This window comes from Bradyrhizobium sp. KBS0727 (genome assembly GCF_005937885.2).
Classification (GTDB): domain Bacteria; phylum Pseudomonadota; class Alphaproteobacteria; order Rhizobiales; family Xanthobacteraceae; genus Bradyrhizobium.
Window position 1 is genome coordinate 2,624,312 of record NZ_CP042176.1, and the last position, 15,039, is coordinate 2,639,350.

Genomic DNA, 15,039 nt, shown 5'->3' on the forward strand with positions numbered 1-15,039 from the left:
ACGGGTTTGCACGTCTCGACGTGCGTGCCCAGCTGCTTACCGACGATGGCGCTTCCATCTATCTGAATTATCCCGGCCTGCTCGAATTCAATGAGAATGTCGGTCAAGCACTGGCGACCGGCGGCAGCACCGACTTCGGCGACCATTATCTCCGAACCACGCCGCGATTTGAAACCGGCGATGGAAGATATGCCTGGCTCAAATCAGAGCCCTTGGGTGGCGGAAGGACGGCTAAGAGTCGGTATCCTTGAATACAAGATTTATCGTGTAGCTTAGCCGTGGTGCAAGACTCACCAACTTGTTCAACAACTCCTGCTTGGATGTAAGCGACCCGATCTGCTGCAACGCCTTGTCCGACAGAGACAGGAGTATGACGCGGGCGTCTTCGCTCGTCGGGCATATGGATTTTTCCTGTAATACCTCGAGCGGAAAAATCGGTGAGAGCCGGTTGCATTCCACTGCGTCCCAAAGTCATCGATCCAAACACGCGCTTCCACATTTCGCGCTGAACTTGAAATAATACATTGATTAAGTCAATTAACTAAGACATGAATGTGTGCGCATGACCCCTTTGTAAATTGCAGGGACTACGTGATGGCCGAGAAACAGAATGGAAGGGCTTCTTCAAATAAGAACTTGCTGAGCTCGAATCGGGCGTTTTCCCAGCTGCTATATGACCTTACTTACATTCGAGCGCTAAGCGATGCGGTTAGGCGGGAGCTGGCGGCGGAGTTAGATCTTACAGCACCTCAATTCAATGTACTTCTCGTCATAGCCGAAAGGACTGCGAGGGAAGGAATATCCGTAACGGACATTGCGGACTATCTTCACGTAACGGGACCATTTGTCACTCACGAGTGCAACAAACTTGAACTAATGAAAATGGTCGTAAAGACCTCCAATCCAGATGATGGGCGAAGCATACTTTTGAAGCTAAGCGCTGAAGGTGAGAATAAATTACGTGGCATCTCGGACAAGATGCAATCTTGTGCCGATTGGTTCCTCGATGGCGTTACGCGGGAGGAGCTCCGTAAGCTAAAGATGACGCTCGGAAAGCTTATTCGAGGCGGCCAAGAAGCGATGGTGGAAATCACCCGACCACGCAAGGCCCAGCGCTTTTGGCGTAACGGATGATCGAAAGCCAAGGTAGTTTGTGTCGGCTTCCCTGAAGCGGAGCAAGCCGAAACTCAGAATTCGGCCGCGATTTTGGACGTCGCCCTCTGCAACTTCTCCTTCAGGGATGCAATTTTCTCCACCATATCCGCAAGTGCGCGGCCGTCCATCTCTGCGAATATGAACTTGTTCAACAACTCCTGCTTCGACGCCAGCGAGCCGATCTGCCGCAGCGCCTTGTCCGACAGGGACAGCAGTACGACGCGGGCGTCTTCGCGCGATTCCAGCCTTCGAATCAATCCTGCCCGCTCCAACAGCTTGGTCTGCGTCGTAATGAAGGAAGGATCTATGTGAAGCAGCTTCGACACGTCCTTTCCAGATACGCCTTGCCCCCGGTCGAGTTCGGACAGCGCCATCATAATCATCCACTGCGGGCCGGTGACACCCAGGCTCTTCGCCCAGAATTGGCGGATTTCGTCTAAATGCACGTTGATTGAGGCCAAGTCCAACAGGAAGCGGCGGACGACATCCTCCTGTCGCCGGTTTTCCGGCTTTCCATCGGATACGACAGCCGTCCGGCGAGCCAACTTCGTACCTTTGCCCATTTCAAGTCTCTCCACTTTCCTGGTTCATTAATTATATCAATTGATTGCGTGCGTATAGGGCGCCGTTGTCCCGGGTGTGGCTTCAGAACCACAGCGAACGTTCAATAATTAGTTTAGTAACTCAATGGTGTTGATTATTGAAGTTGCTCCTGCATTGTGTGCGTGGCGTTGGTTACTCCAGCGCCCCGCACAAAGCGAGCAGTTCGGCCCACACAGGCTTAGCGGCGAGCAGGCGGTCAGGGGGAACGAACCGCGGAGATATTTCGGCGGATCTTGGGCCCTGTTTCCAACTGGAGGTTTGAATGAACTCTATCAAGAGCCTTGTTCTCGGCTCAGCGGCATGTCTGATGGTCGCGAGCGGAACTCAGGCGGCCGATCTTCCCGTAAAGGCCAAAGCGGTCGAATACGTGAGGGTTTGCTCGCTCTACGGTGCCGGCTTCTATTACATTCCGGGCACTGACACCTGCATCAAGTTCGGCGGATATCTGCGCGCTGACCTGACCGTCAACGGCGGAATTTACGACGGTCCGTTCTGGAACGGCGAGGGTGCAATTCGCGATCGTTATGCAAATTTCTATAACGATCGTTCGCGCCTGGCTCTGACCGTCGACACGCGGACCGCTACCGAATACGGCGTCGTTCGCACCTTCGGGCAGGCCGATTTCCAGTTCAGCACCTATGGCTCGACCAGCTCCCTTGGTGTTGCCGCGAGTGTCAATCCGGGAGCTACCGCGGGCCTGGTGAACAATGATCAAGCCGGCTCTGGATACACCGCCGTCGAGTTTGTTTTCATCCAGTTTGCAGGTTTTACATTCGGCAAATCCGCCTCGGCATACTCGTCGCCGTGGCATGGATATCCTGGCAACAACACTTCGTTCTTGATCGGCGGGTTCGATTCCGTGAGTGGTATCAACAACATTCAGTACACTTGGCAGTTTGGCAATGGTGTATCGGCTGCCTTCGGGATCGACGACAGCAGTGCAAACCAGTTCAACCGGACCCAAATCATCAACGCGATCGGCGGGGCGCCTGGCGGCAATATCGGATTCAATGGCGGCGCGAGCTCTTTCCAGACCGGTGTTGGCACCGCTTACGGCGGCACAAGCGTGCCGGACTTCGTAGGCAATGTCAGGGTAGACCAGGCATGGGGCGTGTTCCAACTGTCGGGCGCGATCCATGATAACCATGCCGGGTATTTTGCGAACGCCAACATTGTCGGAAGCACCTTCAACGGCGGTGTTTCGCAAGCGGGCGCGACTACGGGCGGTCACCCGGATGACAAGTTCGGCGGTGCTGTTTCGGCTGCGTTGAACATCAAGAACCTTCCGACTGGAGCGGGAGACGACATCAAGGTCGACGCGAGTTGGTCCTTGGGTGCGACAAAGTACGTCCTCGCAACCAGTGCGCCGACTCCCGCTTCGTTTGACATCTATGATGGCAACAAGTTTGCGATGGGCGTAACGACGGATTCCATTTATTCCGGCGCAAGCGCGGTGAACGGCAATGGTATCACGCAGTTGCAGTTGACGCGGGGTTGGGGCTTCCGCGGCGCGTTCAATCACAACTGGGATGCCAACTGGTCATCGAGCTTGTTCGGGGGCATCGCTGGAGTCAGCTACAATCAAACGGCAAAGCAACTCTACTGCAACACCTACGCGGCTAACGCCGGCGTCGCGATTCGCGGCGGCGGCCTGACCAGCGGGGGAGGCACCGGTGGTACCTTTGGCGCCGGTTCGGTTTGCGATCCCGGCTTTACTGTTTCGCAGATCGGCCTGGTCACGCGCTGGACGCCAGTCAAGAATCTGACGCTCAGTGCCGAAGCGCAGTACGCCTATCTGAAGACCAATATGGCGGGTAACATTACAGGTACGCCGTCGTCAGCTTTGCCGCTTCCCGCCGCAACATACGTGTTCGGAAACAACGGGACTGCATCGCTGAATCTTCGCGCTCAGCGCAGCTTCTGATCCAAAAATTAGAATGCCTAACAGACCCCCGGCAGCAAAGCCGGGGGTTTTTACATGACTAAATCAATTGTTGTACTAAAGTAAATTATCTGTAGAATGGCGATGCGCGACTTGGTCCAGACGGTAGGACGGAGCGTGACGCAAACAGAGGAGATCCATCCAAGAGCTACCTTCATTTTCTGCCTCCAAAACCTCCGGCAATGCCCTGCCGGAGGTTTTTCATCAGGAAGCGCCGCACTATCCTGGTGCCGATGCATTTTCGCCCAGCCGAATGCCGACATTGAAGTACCGTTCGCAGAATCGACCAGACCTCGCTCGCGATCCCGCAATTCGCTGCGAGGTGCCACGGTCGCCGATGGCAGGGGCTATTTCCCTCGGCGTGCGCTCTCGAGCAGCGTCATGCAAGCCTCGAGACAGGCTGTGGCGATCACCCGGCCGAGCGGACTCGGCTTCTTGTTCAACAGCCGATGCATCACTACGCCGTGCAGCATCATCATGACCGGATACGCGACGTGCGCGGCCCTGCTTTCATCGACACCGGCGCGCACGATATGGGTGGTGTATCGTTCGATCTCGCCCCTCCGCGCATCCCCTTTGACCCGCTCCATCCAGCCGCGCCCGTAGAGCAATTCATAATCGCGGGGGTGGTTGGTGCCGAACTCGAGATGTCGTGCGCAGGTGTCATGGAAGTCGCGCGATTTTGCGAGGTAGGCCGAGAAGCGCTGAAAGGCGAGCGCGCGCAACGCCGTCAACAGCGCTTCCCTGTCGGTGTAGTAGCTATAGACCGTCGGCGTCGTGGTGGCCGCTTCCGCCGCCACGCCGCGGATCGTTACGGCGTCCTCGCCACCCGACTGCCACAAGGCGTCGGCCGCCTTCAATATCCTGTGAGGTAGCTCCGGATCGGCGGTTCGCGGCATCGGATCTCTTGCTTTTACGTTGTATAAGTTTTACGTTGTAGAAATAATAACCCCGTTCTCAGGAGCAAGCAAATGGCCTTTTCCCCGAAATTCATCGGACCCGCTATCGCCATGATTACCGGCCTGATTACCTCGATCAGCATGTCTTTCGTCGGTCTCGCCATGAACTATGGCTTCCACCCGGATTTTGCCATGCGGTGGCTGAGGGCCGCGATAACGAGCTACGTCGTGGTTGTGCCGATGTTAGTGATCGTCGTACCGCGGATCCAGCGCTTCGTCATGCGGCAGGCCGGATTGCCGGCGCGCTAAGCACAAGTCGCCGAACAAAGAGAGGCCCCGGCGCGAGCCGGGGGCCGAATTGTCCGTGATCGCTCCGGGTTTTGTCCTGGATCGCTGCATACCCATTGAGCTCGTGTGAATCTGATGGATCCGTCCTTTCCCGAGATGCCGGAATGGGGGTGGCGCCCCTGGCCTGACAGCGAGGAGTATTCCTACTTCTTCCTGCGAGTGTTGACGACCGCACAAGGTGGCGCCGCGACGATCTCTGAATGTATTTCGGCTTCAAGGAATATCGTGCCCGGTGATAACGAGAGCTGGTTTCGTGCATGGAACAAACTAGCCGAGAGGAACCGAGCGCGCGCTGATCAGGCGTTCGAACGCAGAAGTCTTCAGGCCGCCGCCTCAAATTGGCTGAGGGCATCTAACTACTACAGGACTTCCGAACTGTTTCTGGCGGCGGACGACGGAAGGAGGCGAGCGGCAATCCTCAACATGCGCCAATGTGCGCAGTCATATCTGAGGAGTTCTTCTCCTAAAGGCGAGATACTGCGGATCCCTTTCGGGAAAAGCACGATGGAGGCGTATTATCTACGTGCAAACGGAATAGCGCGTCAGCCGGTCGTAGTTTGCCTGGGCGGCGGGGATGATCTCAAGGAAGACCTGCTATGTTCAATTCCACGAATTGCATCCGAGAACGGCTATTCTGTTCTTCTCGTGGACGTAATCGGCGCGGGAACAGGGATCCGGGATACCAACACGGTTGAGCCAGTCGTCGAGGTCGAGGATGTGATCGGCCACTGGATCGATCATCTTTGGGACCGATCCGACGTGGATGGTTCGAGATTGGCCATATACGGCATCGGATTAGGCGGAGCCTATGCAACCCGATATGCCGCGCGGGACCGCCGCATTGCTGCTGCGGTGTGTGATGGCGGTCTATGGGACTACCGCGAGCGTCTGTTCGTGGAGAGACGGCTGAGAAGAATCGACGATACGCTTTTTGATTCTCGGCTAGCTGCGCGACTTATGCTCGCTGGGCCGTTACAGACCATAGACTGCCCCTACCTCGTTACAATGGGAGCTCAAGACAGGCCAGGCGTCCTGGATACCCTGGCGCTGGTCGATGCCGCGCGTAGCGCAGGACTTGCTGCCCATTCGAAGGTGTTTACGCCGGAAGAAACGGGATCGTTTCCTGACCACGTCGATAACCCGGCTTTGGTTTACGAATACGTTTTTGACTGGTTGCGAGGAGCGATGCAGTTGACGAGGCCTCGAGACGTCAGGATCGACGGTCAGGCCGATGAGACATATTAGGGAAGGGCGAGTGCTGCCGGCATGGCTGGTTATGCTGCTCTTGTTAAGCGGATGTGGAGAGGCCGACCCACTGCCGGAACAGCAATGTCGTTCGCTGGATGCCCGCAACTCGGTGCTTAAGATATTTTCGGACGATGAGCATAATGCGCTCCTGAACTTCGCGCTCAAAAACTCCAACTTGTTTGGTGCGGCGATGGACGCTGAGAGCCCGGAAACTGAAAAATTTGCGATTTTCGACCGCGCCAGGAAAAGCGCGGTTTACAGTCTGGGTGGCACGATACTCCTGAAGTCAAGTGACAAGGCAACACGAGAAATAACGTGCGTTGCGGTACTGTCCGTTACCGTTCTGGATACGCGCGCGGAAAAGGAAATAGAATTTAGAGTGAAGCAAACAGCCGACAGCTTGCCGCTGGTTTCAGTCAACCCATTTCGTTTCAAGGTACAACCGTTCTAAAACCCTGAACTCTTCGGTCTCCCCGCTTACTACCGCTTCCAAAGCGTGGTGCCCGCATGTGTACGCGTGCCGGACTGACCTGCCGCAGCGTACCATCCGGGCACCTCAATGGTCGGAAACCGCTTCCTGGAGGTGCTGAGCGTCTCAGGATTGCGCCGGCTCACGCCGGGTGAACGCAGCGGCATGAAGCTTCACGAAATCGCGCAGGCTCGTCGGTTGCTTACCGGTTAGCTTGTACACCGTGTCTGTCATGCGGTCGTAACGTCCCTGCTTGTTCAACTCGGTCATGGCCGAGAGGTGGCTGACGACATGCTCAGGAAACCGCGCCCGTCGAAGGCCCTCGCTCCACGCCAGGAGCGGGATGTCGCGATATCGGATGGGCCTGCCGAGCGCCTCGGAGAAGGCACGCGCGTGGTGGTCCAGATCGGCCGATTCCGACCCCGTCAGATCGTAGATTTGTCCGATGTGGGGGGCGGGGTCGTCGAGGATCGCTGCTACTGCACGCGCTACGTCGACCGCCGAGATCGGCGAGGTCTTGCCGTTACCCATCGGCAGTGCCAATGCGTCGGACGCCCGCATGCCAGCGGCGGCCAAGGTAAGAAAGAAGCCCTCAAGGAAGACGGTCGGCCGCACCGTGACGACCGGCAGTCCCGACCACGACAGAGCCTGCTCCGCCAGCCAGTGCAGCTTGTGCTGCGGGCTGTTGGTGGTCTCGCGGATGCTCATCTGCGAGACCGTCATCTGCGACATGTTCACAAAGACCTCGACGCCGTGATGGCGCGCCACCGCAGCGGTGTTGACCGTGGCTTCCAGGTAGGCCGCAGAGACGGACATTCCGAAATAGATGCGTGCGCAGCCCTCGACGGCGCGATGCATCGACGCAAGGTCTGTGAGGTCACCTTGCATGACCTCCGCACCGAGCGATCGCAACGCTTCGGCGCGCGCGTCCTCGCGCCGAACGAGGGCGCGCACTTTGTGCCCGCTTTTGAGCAGGAATTCAGTGAGGTTGCGGCCGATGCCGCCCATGGCGCCAGCTGCTCCGGTCACGAGAATCGGGGCGTCGTGTTTGGGTTTCGTATTCATGTCGTTCACCTTGGTTGAGTTCAAAAAATAGCTGTCGGCGTTCGGCGTCGTGGTGCTTCCGCTGCCGCGTCGCGGATCGTCACATTCTCCTTGCTGCCCGGCCCCTTGGGCGCCGGCCTTCAATATCCCGTGAAGATCTGCAGAACGGTGGTTCGCGGCATGAGACCCCTTGCTTTTACGATGTATAAGTTTTACAGTGTGTAAGTAATAATTCCGTTCTCGGCGAAGTGCAAGCGAACGGCCGACAACTAAACGTTATCGAGAAGTCAGCCTCTCTCACGACAGGATCACTGGGATGAACCATCCTAAACCATTGATTGCGGGCCTGTTTGCCTCCTGGCTTGCCGCCGCCGGTATCTTTCTGTGGTACGAAGGCATTCCTTCCAGCATCGTCAAACCGACCTCGAGCGCCGTGCCTGCGCGGCCAGTGTCGGTCTCGGCTGACGTGGTGAAGGAGCATGAATTCGCGATTTCGCGCGTGGGTCTCGGCACGGTCCAGGCCTACAACACCGTGACCTTGAAAGTGCGCGTCGATGGAGAAGTGAAGAAGATCGCCTTTCGCGAAGGTCAGGATGTACAGGCCGGCGACGTGATGGCGCAGATCGATCCGCGCCCTTATGAGGCGCAACTGCACCAAGCCGAGGCCGACAAGGCGCGCGACGAAGCACTGCTCGCCAATGCCAAACTTGATCTGGATCGTTATAGCAAGCTCGCGGTCAAGGAGTTCGCCACCCGCCAGAGCGTCGACACCCAGGAAGCACTGGTCGCGCAGTATCAAGCTGCGGTCGCCCATGATCTCGCGGTGATCGACAATGCACGCGTGCAGCTGGGCTATACGACGATCGTCTCGCCGCTCGCCGGCCGCACCGGCATCCGCCTGATCGATCAGGGCAACATTGTTCACGCCTCCGATTCGGGCGGGCTTGTCGTCGTCACCCAAATGGCGCCGATCAGCGTGATTTTCGCTTTGCCGCAGAAATATCTCCCGGAGATCGCCGATGCGATGCGGAGCGGGACGCTTGTCGTATTGGCATATGATCAGGATGACCGCGTCAAGCTTGGCGAAGGCCGTCTCGAACTGATCGACAACCAAATCGATCAGGGCACAGGCTCGATCCGGCTCAAGGCGATCTTTCAAAATCTCAACGGGCAGCTTTGGCCCGGCCAATTCGTCAGCGCCCATTTGCTGCTCGGCGTCCGCCGCGGACCGATAGTGCCGGATTCCGCGCTGCAATCGGGACCGAACGGCAGCTACGCTTACGTTGTCCGGCAGGACTCCACGGTCGAGATCCGCCCCGTGCGGATCGCAGCCAGCCGCAACGGCGAGGCGCTGATCGAGAGCGGCCTCGCTGCGGGTGAAACCATCGTCATTGACGGCCACTACAGGCTCCGGCCCGGTGCGCGCGTCGTGACCACGGCCGCTCCGGCGAACGAACGCACTGCCTCCACGGCGCACGGCCCAAAATAAGGAAGTGCGTGATGAATATTTCCGAACCTTTTATCCGGCGGCCGATCGCTACCGCGCTGGTGATGTCCGGTCTCGCGATGGTCGGCCTCGTCGCCTATTTTCTTTTGCCGGTCGCGCCGCTGCCGCAGATCGACTTTCCCACGATCCAGGTGACGGCCCAGTTGCCAGGCACGAGCCCGGAGACAATGGCTTCCTCGGTCGCAAGCCCGCTGGAACGGCAGTTGGCGCAGATGCCGGGCGTAGCCCAGCTCACCTCTGTGAGCGGCATCGGAATATCGGTGATCTCGATCCAGTTCGACCTTGCCCGCAATATCGACGCCGCCGGGCAGGACGTGCAGGCCGCAATCAACGCTGCTGGCGGGCAATTGCCGAAGAATTTGCCATCACCGCCGACCTATCGGAAAGCCAATCCGTCGGACGCGCCTGTGATGGTGCTGGCAATGACCTCCGAAACGCTGCCGATGACGACGGTAAGCGACTTCGCCGACAATATCTTCGCCCAGCAACTCTCTCAGGTCGACGGGGTTGCCGCCGTGCTGATCGCCGGCGCGCAAAAGCCCGCGGTGCGCGTCGAAGCCAATCCGCTCGAACTCGCGGGCCGCGGCCTAAGTCTCGAAGATCTGCGGTCGGCGATCGCGGCGGCCACGCTCAACGCTCCCAAGGGTACGCTGAACGGACAGCGCCAGGGTATTACACTCGAGAACAACGATCAGCTGTTCAATGCCGCAGCCTATCGGCCGGTCATCGTGGCCTGGCGCAACGGCTCGCCCGTCCGGCTCGGCGACGTCACCACCGTGGTGGATGGTGCCGAAAATATTCGGGGGTCCGGCACCTATAACGGAGAGCCGTCGGCCATCGTCATCATTCAGCGGCAGCCCGGCGCCAACGTCATCGACACGGTCGAACACATCAAGGCGGCGTTGCCGAGGCTGAAGGCCTCGATCCCGGCCGCTATCGACGTCCACGTCGTGACCGACCGCACCCAGACCATCCGCGCCTCGGTCGAAGAGGTTCAGTTCACGCTGATGCTTACCATCGCGTTGGTGGTGATGGTGATCTTCCTGTTCCTGCGCAACGCCTGGGCGACGGTGATTCCCGGCATCACGGTTCCATTGTCGCTGATCGGGACTTTCGCGGTGATGTATGTGCTCGGCTACAGCCTCGACAACCTTTCACTGATGGCATTGACGATCGCGACGGGCTTCGTCGTCGACGACGCCATCGTGATGGTCGAGAATGTGGCGCGGTACCTGGAGCAGGGATACTCGCCGCTTGCGGCAGCGCTGAAGGGTTCGCGCGAGATCGGCTTCACGATCATCTCGATGAGCCTGTCGCTGATCGCGGTGTTCATTCCGGTACTGCTGATGGGTGGCATCATCGGCCGCCTGTTCCGTGAATTTGCCGTTACCGTGAGCGTTGCGATCCTGGTGTCGACCGTCATCTCGCTGACGCTGACGCCGATGATGTGCGCGCAGCTGCTGCGGGACGAAAAGCATGAGCGGCACGGCCGGCTCTATGTTCTCAGCGACAAGTTGTTCGATCGCATGCTTGCGGTCTACGAATCCGGTCTGCGCTGGGTACTGCGTCACCAGCGACTGACGTTGACGGTGACCATCGCGACCATCGTCCTGACCGGCTATCTCTATGTGGTGATTCCGAAGGGCTTCTTTCCGCAGCAGGATACTGGATTCATCGTCGCCGTATCGGAATCTTCGCAGGACGTTTCCTATCCGGCCATGCTCGAGCGGCAGTCGCAGTTGGTACGTATTCTGCTGGCGGATCCGGGCATCGATGGCGTGATGTCGGCAGTCGGCGTCGGCGCTGTCAACCAGACCACGAATAACGCCCGCATGTTTATCAATCTTAAGCCGCGCAACCAGCGCGATGCCAGCGCTAGCCAGATCATCGACCGGCTGCGGCCGAAACTTGCCGCCGTGCAAGGCATTGCACTGTTCATGCAGGCATCGCAGGACATCAATGTCGGCGGACGTGCGAGTCGCACGCAATATCAATTTACGCTCCAGGATAGCGACCTCGATGAGCTCGATCACTGGGCGCCGATCCTGCTTCGCACCTTGCAGGGAATTCCGTTGCTGCGCGACGTTGCGACCGACCAGCAGATCGCCGGTCCGACGTTGCGGCTCGAAATCAATCGAGATACGGCATCGCGGCTCGGGGTCGCCACGCAGGCGATCGACGACACCCTCTACGATGCGTTCGGACAGCGCAAGATCGCGCAATTCTTTACGCAGCAAAACAGTTATTGGGTGATCCTGGAAGTCGATCCTCAGTTCCAGCTCGACCCGAACGCGCTCGATCTGATCTACGTACCGTCCAGCAGTGGGCGGCAGGTGCCGCTGAGCGCGTTGGTCGAACAGAAGCGTACCGTGCGGTCGCTGTCGGTCAGCCATCAGGGCCAGTTCCCCGCAATCACTCTGTCGTTCAACCTGACAGCAGGTGCCGCGCTCGGCCAGGCGGTCGAGGCGATTGAGAAGGCGAAGCGGGACCTGAACGCCCCGGCCACCCTCATCACCACGTTCGAGGGGAACGCCCAGGCCTTTCAGGATTCGCTTAAGACCCAGCCTCTCCTGATTCTTGCGGCACTGATTGCGGTTTATATCATCCTGGGAGCGCTCTATGAGAGCCTGATCCATCCAATCACGATCCTTTCGACCATCCCCTCGGCGGGCGTCGGCGCGCTCCTGATCCTTATGGCATTTAACCTCGAGCTAAGCGTCATCGCGCTGATCGGCATCATCCTGTTGATCGGCATCGTCAAGAAGAACGCCATCATGATGATCGATTTTGCGATTCATGCCGAGCAGACTGAGGCCATGGATCCGAAGGATGCGATTTTCCAGGCCGCGCTGAAACGCTTCCGCCCGATCATGATGACGACGTTCGCGGCGTTGCTCGGCGCACTGCCACTTGCGCTCGGGCACGGGACCGGCGCGGAGATCCGCCAGCCCCTCGGATACGCAATCGTCGGCGGCCTGCTGGTTTCCCAATTCCTCACCCTCTACACGACGCCGGTGGTCTACCTCGCGCTGCACCGCTTCAGCCGCAAGCGAGACCGCAAGGTTGTTCCACGCTCGGTCGAAGCGGCGATTGCGGCTGAATAGGAACGTTGCGAACCGGCTTGGCGAGCCGAGGCGAACTAGGAGCGGACAGAAAGGGGGCGTGGGTTTGGAGCTCGGCAAGGGTGATGAAGACATCGTCGGTTCCGGCGTCCGGCGATTTAGTAAAGTGATCAGCGATTGACTTGTGAACCGCTCCTCGTTCTGTATGGCCTGGCCATATGATCTGGAGTAGGATTACTAGTTCGTCGTTCCGGTGGATGCCCACTTTGGTCAGATCGGACTGAAAATCGCTGTTTCGTATCCGCTCATGATCTGTGAGCGATCGGCTTGGAACGCGCCTTAGACGGCCGCGTTGCGGCAGGCCAGGTTCATGCCTTGATAGATAAAGAGGATCCTACTCCGGACTGCCGCTGGGGTGGCGCGTACATCGTCTACAGAGTGCTCTACGATTTCGCAGCTCCGCTTAGCACTCGGGGCCACCGAGTGGCATAATGGGAAGAATTCTTCGGTAGAGCTTTCGATGTCTCAACAATATCGTTGATGTGCTGTCAGATCCCATCCAGAATAGTAAGACAGCCCTTCGAACTCTTACGCCTGAGATCAATAATGTCTTGGTAGGCGGCAGATTCATACCAGCTCTCAGCGGACTCTCGCGAGGGAAATTCAACGATCACAGTGCTGGGATGCTCCCAGTGACCTTCGAGCACGGTCGCCTTGCCACCAGCGGCAAGGAACTCACCGCCAAATGGTTTGGCCGTGTCTCCAACTTTCTTTCGATATTCTACAAACATCGCGTCGTCATGAACAGTCAATGTTACAATCAGGTAAGCTTTCATTTGACACTCCCTATTTCGCCGACGCCCCTTTAGTCTGTTATCTGCTCCATTATTAGCTCGCCTTTGGCGCAGCCTGTGCCTGCTTCATTGAGTTTCGGAACATATCGATATTTTCAACAAGCCATTGAGGTAGTGCCCGCGGGGGCTGGCCGGTTAGCTCCTCGACTGTCGACGTTGTTTCGCCAAGGACAGATTCACTGAAGACCTGATCCAACCCGACCAGCAAATCGACGACGAATGGCGAAAGCCCGCCAGCTAACAGGGTGGCTCGCTGTTCTGCGATAGATTGATGGTGATAGACGACAGGATAATCGAGCAGAAGCGACAGTTGTTCAGCAATCTCCAACATGGTCCAAGCTCGTGGCCCTGTCAGATGATAGGCGCGTTGCGAGTCTTCGCTGAAGTCTTCAAGCAACGCAACGCGCGCTACGTCGGCAATATCGCGCGTATCAATAAAGTTCACGCGACCGCCGCCTGCTGCGCCCAGCCAAGAACCGGCGGCGATTTGGCTTGCCGAGCGCCGGAGAATGTCTATGTATGCGGAGGGCCGCAAGACGGTCGATGCAACCGCTTGCTTGGCCAAATGCGCCTCGATCTGCATGTGCCAGGCAAACGGATTTAGGCGAGATGCCGGTCCCAAGGCCGAAAGCTTGACAATATGGCGTACCCCCGCAGCAACGGCGGCGTCAATCAAGGCGAGTTCGTTGGCCACTTGCTGTGGCGACGTGCCATGCGAGATAAACAAGCGATCGGCACCACGAAGTGCGTCCTGAAGAGTGTGCGGCTGATCAAAGTCGACCGGGGCAACGCTGATGCTCCGGGCTGCTTGTACCGCATCGGGTCGGCGGGTGAGCACAGTTATATCGACCGGATCGGAAGCGAGGAGGCTGGTCAGGGCCGAACCGACGCGGCCCGTTGCACCTGCTACAGCAATGCGCTGCCTTCTTAATGTGGATTCGATGATGTTGGGCACGTCGAGTCTCCTTGTTGCAAATGCGTTCCTGAGGCTGTGCGAAAGCAGCTCGAGAAAATGCGAAACCGGCTATAGAGGCTTCGCTGCTTTCGCAGCTGCCCAAAGCGAACCGGGATTCACCCGATCCGGATAAATGGAGAGCATCTTTTCGTAGAGTTCTAGATGGGTAGACGATGCTTTGATGCTGGCGTTGAAGTCGAGGATGTAACGGCGCGTTTGCTCGATGTGGCGCGGGGAGCTATCTGGGTTCAGCACACCATGGCCGGCCACTACAGCTTGCGGATGCAACGCATCGATCGTGTCGAGCGCATGAAGCCATTCACTGCGAGCGTTCTCGTCGGACTCTGCAAGGTAAAGGTGGGTGTCATTGTAGACGCCGTCCCCAGATATCACCAGCGCGATAGAAGGGATATAGAGCGCAGTCGTGTTCGATGTGTCAGTATGGCCAAGCTGGATAACCTTCAGTTCCTTTCCTTCAAGGTAAAAGGTGTCACCTTCGAGGACTTGCGGTGCTGTCAGCTCCGTTGGGATCTGGCCAGGAAAGCGCGGCTCCCAGAAAGACTTCATGAACTCGGGCTTGATCTGGTCTTGAATGGCGGCGACGGCTGGGGCAGTAGCAATAGCTTTTGCGCTCGGAAACTTATCCAGTAGCATCTTCAGGCCGAAGAAGTGATCACCATGAGCATGGGTTACGTAAATTGTCGTGAGATTCTTGCCACTGGCGGCAATCCATTCCACGAGCTCCTTGGAATGTTGTTCGGAGAGAAACGTATCGACCAGGACGGCATCGTGTTCGCCATAGATAAGCGTGACGGTGTTGGTCACCCAGGTGAGAGCCTCTTTTCCAGCAGGCAATCCTTGAGTCGAGCTGTTACGTTTCTTGGTCAGCAGTTTCCAATTTAGCCTAGACATGGCGTATTCCTTCCTCTCTGATAAGCAGCTTTGTAAATTCG

Annotated in this window: 14 protein-coding genes; 8 read left to right on the forward strand and 6 right to left on the reverse strand. The window is 57.8% G+C overall.

Annotation, left to right across the window (positions count from 1 at the left end):
- Positions 1–20 precede the first annotated feature (20 nt).
- Together FFI89_RS35350 and FFI89_RS11860 are read left to right on the forward strand one after the other, a co-directional pair.
- On the forward strand, positions 21–251 hold the full coding sequence (locus FFI89_RS35350) for a DUF3237 family protein (protein ID WP_371722509.1): 231 nt from the start codon (positions 21–23) through the stop codon (positions 249–251).
- 343 nt (positions 252–594) lie between these two features.
- Positions 595–1,134, forward strand: a complete 540-nt coding sequence (locus FFI89_RS11860) for a MarR family winged helix-turn-helix transcriptional regulator (RefSeq protein ID WP_168212869.1) — start codon at positions 595–597, stop codon at positions 1,132–1,134.
- 53 nt (positions 1,135–1,187) lie between these two features.
- Here FFI89_RS11860 and FFI89_RS11865 read toward each other — a convergent pair whose 3' ends face one another.
- The gene (locus tag FFI89_RS11865; protein ID WP_138836703.1) at positions 1,188–1,718 is read right to left on the reverse strand and encodes a MarR family winged helix-turn-helix transcriptional regulator; all 531 of its coding nucleotides are present in this window, start codon (positions 1,716–1,718) and stop codon (positions 1,188–1,190) included.
- Between the two features lie 302 nt (positions 1,719–2,020).
- On the opposite strand from FFI89_RS11865, the gene FFI89_RS11870 reads away from it, so the two are divergent.
- Positions 2,021–3,682, forward strand: a complete 1,662-nt coding sequence (locus tag FFI89_RS11870; protein WP_138836705.1) for a porin — start codon at positions 2,021–2,023, stop codon at positions 3,680–3,682.
- Positions 3,683–4,047: 365 nt separating this feature from the next.
- Here the strand turns inward: FFI89_RS11870 and FFI89_RS11875 are convergent, their stop codons facing one another.
- Entirely contained in the window at positions 4,048–4,599 is a 552-nt protein-coding gene (locus tag FFI89_RS11875; RefSeq protein ID WP_138836707.1) for a TetR family transcriptional regulator, read from the reverse strand.
- Between the two features lie 72 nt (positions 4,600–4,671).
- On the opposite strand from FFI89_RS11875, the gene FFI89_RS11880 reads away from it, so the two are divergent.
- From FFI89_RS11880 to FFI89_RS11890, 3 genes are all read left to right on the forward strand, one after another.
- Positions 4,672–4,908 carry a DUF2798 domain-containing protein gene (locus FFI89_RS11880; protein ID WP_138836709.1) on the forward strand — a complete coding sequence of 79 codons (237 nt, stop codon included), beginning with the start codon at positions 4,672–4,674 and terminating at the stop codon, positions 4,906–4,908.
- 114 nt (positions 4,909–5,022) lie between these two features.
- Positions 5,023–6,192 carry a S9 family peptidase gene (locus tag FFI89_RS11885; RefSeq protein ID WP_138836711.1) on the forward strand — a complete coding sequence of 390 codons (1,170 nt, stop codon included), beginning with the start codon at positions 5,023–5,025 and terminating at the stop codon, positions 6,190–6,192.
- Between the two features lie 10 nt (positions 6,193–6,202).
- Positions 6,203–6,646 carry a hypothetical protein gene (locus tag FFI89_RS11890; protein ID WP_138836713.1) on the forward strand — a complete coding sequence of 148 codons (444 nt, stop codon included), beginning with the start codon at positions 6,203–6,205 and terminating at the stop codon, positions 6,644–6,646.
- Positions 6,647–6,790: 144 nt separating this feature from the next.
- On the opposite strand, the gene FFI89_RS11895 is transcribed toward FFI89_RS11890, so the two are convergent.
- On the reverse strand, positions 6,791–7,729 hold the full coding sequence (locus tag FFI89_RS11895; RefSeq protein WP_138836715.1) for an SDR family NAD(P)-dependent oxidoreductase: 939 nt from the start codon (positions 7,727–7,729) through the stop codon (positions 6,791–6,793).
- Positions 7,730–8,024: 295 nt separating this feature from the next.
- Between FFI89_RS11895 and FFI89_RS11900 the strand changes: the two genes are divergently transcribed.
- Together FFI89_RS11900 and FFI89_RS11905 are read left to right on the forward strand one after the other, a co-directional pair.
- The gene (locus FFI89_RS11900; RefSeq protein ID WP_138836717.1) at positions 8,025–9,197 is read left to right on the forward strand and encodes an efflux RND transporter periplasmic adaptor subunit; all 1,173 of its coding nucleotides are present in this window, start codon (positions 8,025–8,027) and stop codon (positions 9,195–9,197) included.
- 11 nt (positions 9,198–9,208) lie between these two features.
- Positions 9,209–12,319 (forward strand): multidrug efflux RND transporter permease subunit, encoded by a 3,111-nt coding sequence (locus tag FFI89_RS11905; RefSeq protein ID WP_138836719.1) that lies wholly within the window; start codon positions 9,209–9,211, stop codon positions 12,317–12,319.
- A gap of 506 nt (positions 12,320–12,825) precedes the next feature.
- Here the strand turns inward: FFI89_RS11905 and FFI89_RS11910 are convergent.
- The 3 genes from FFI89_RS11910 to FFI89_RS11920 form a co-directional block, all read right to left on the reverse strand.
- Positions 12,826–13,113: a DUF1330 domain-containing protein gene (locus tag FFI89_RS11910; protein ID WP_138836721.1), complete on the reverse strand. Its 288-nt coding sequence runs from the start codon at positions 13,111–13,113 to the stop codon at positions 12,826–12,828.
- Between the two features lie 52 nt (positions 13,114–13,165).
- On the reverse strand, positions 13,166–14,086 hold the full coding sequence (locus tag FFI89_RS11915; RefSeq protein WP_210249104.1) for an SDR family oxidoreductase: 921 nt from the start codon (positions 14,084–14,086) through the stop codon (positions 13,166–13,168).
- A gap of 69 nt (positions 14,087–14,155) precedes the next feature.
- Positions 14,156–14,998 (reverse strand): MBL fold metallo-hydrolase, encoded by an 843-nt coding sequence (locus FFI89_RS11920; RefSeq protein WP_138836723.1) that lies wholly within the window; start codon positions 14,996–14,998, stop codon positions 14,156–14,158.
- Positions 14,999–15,039: the final 41 nt, after the last annotated feature.

Excerpts from the sequence above, each read along its gene's own strand:
- FFI89_RS11880 (WP_138836709.1), top strand. The coding sequence starts at position 4,672 with ATGGCCTTTTCCCCGAAATTCATCGGACCCGCTATCGCCATGATTACC.
- FFI89_RS11905 (WP_138836719.1), top strand. The coding sequence starts at position 9,209 with ATGAATATTTCCGAACCTTTTATCCGGCGGCCGATCGCTACCGCGCTG.
- FFI89_RS11860 (WP_168212869.1), top strand. The coding sequence starts at position 595 with ATGGCCGAGAAACAGAATGGAAGGGCTTCTTCAAATAAGAACTTGCTG.
- FFI89_RS11865 (WP_138836703.1), bottom strand. The coding sequence starts at position 1,718 with ATGGGCAAAGGTACGAAGTTGGCTCGCCGGACGGCTGTCGTATCCGAT.
- FFI89_RS11910 (WP_138836721.1), bottom strand. The coding sequence starts at position 13,113 with ATGAAAGCTTACCTGATTGTAACATTGACTGTTCATGACGACGCGATG.
- FFI89_RS11895 (WP_138836715.1), bottom strand. The coding sequence starts at position 7,729 with ATGAATACGAAACCCAAACACGACGCCCCGATTCTCGTGACCGGAGCA.
- FFI89_RS11885 (WP_138836711.1), top strand. The coding sequence starts at position 5,023 with ATGGATCCGTCCTTTCCCGAGATGCCGGAATGGGGGTGGCGCCCCTGG.
- FFI89_RS11920 (WP_138836723.1), bottom strand. The coding sequence starts at position 14,998 with ATGTCTAGGCTAAATTGGAAACTGCTGACCAAGAAACGTAACAGCTCG.
- FFI89_RS11875 (WP_138836707.1), bottom strand. The coding sequence starts at position 4,599 with ATGCCGCGAACCGCCGATCCGGAGCTACCTCACAGGATATTGAAGGCG.
- FFI89_RS11870 (WP_138836705.1), top strand. The coding sequence starts at position 2,021 with ATGAACTCTATCAAGAGCCTTGTTCTCGGCTCAGCGGCATGTCTGATG.
- FFI89_RS11900 (WP_138836717.1), top strand. The coding sequence starts at position 8,025 with ATGAACCATCCTAAACCATTGATTGCGGGCCTGTTTGCCTCCTGGCTT.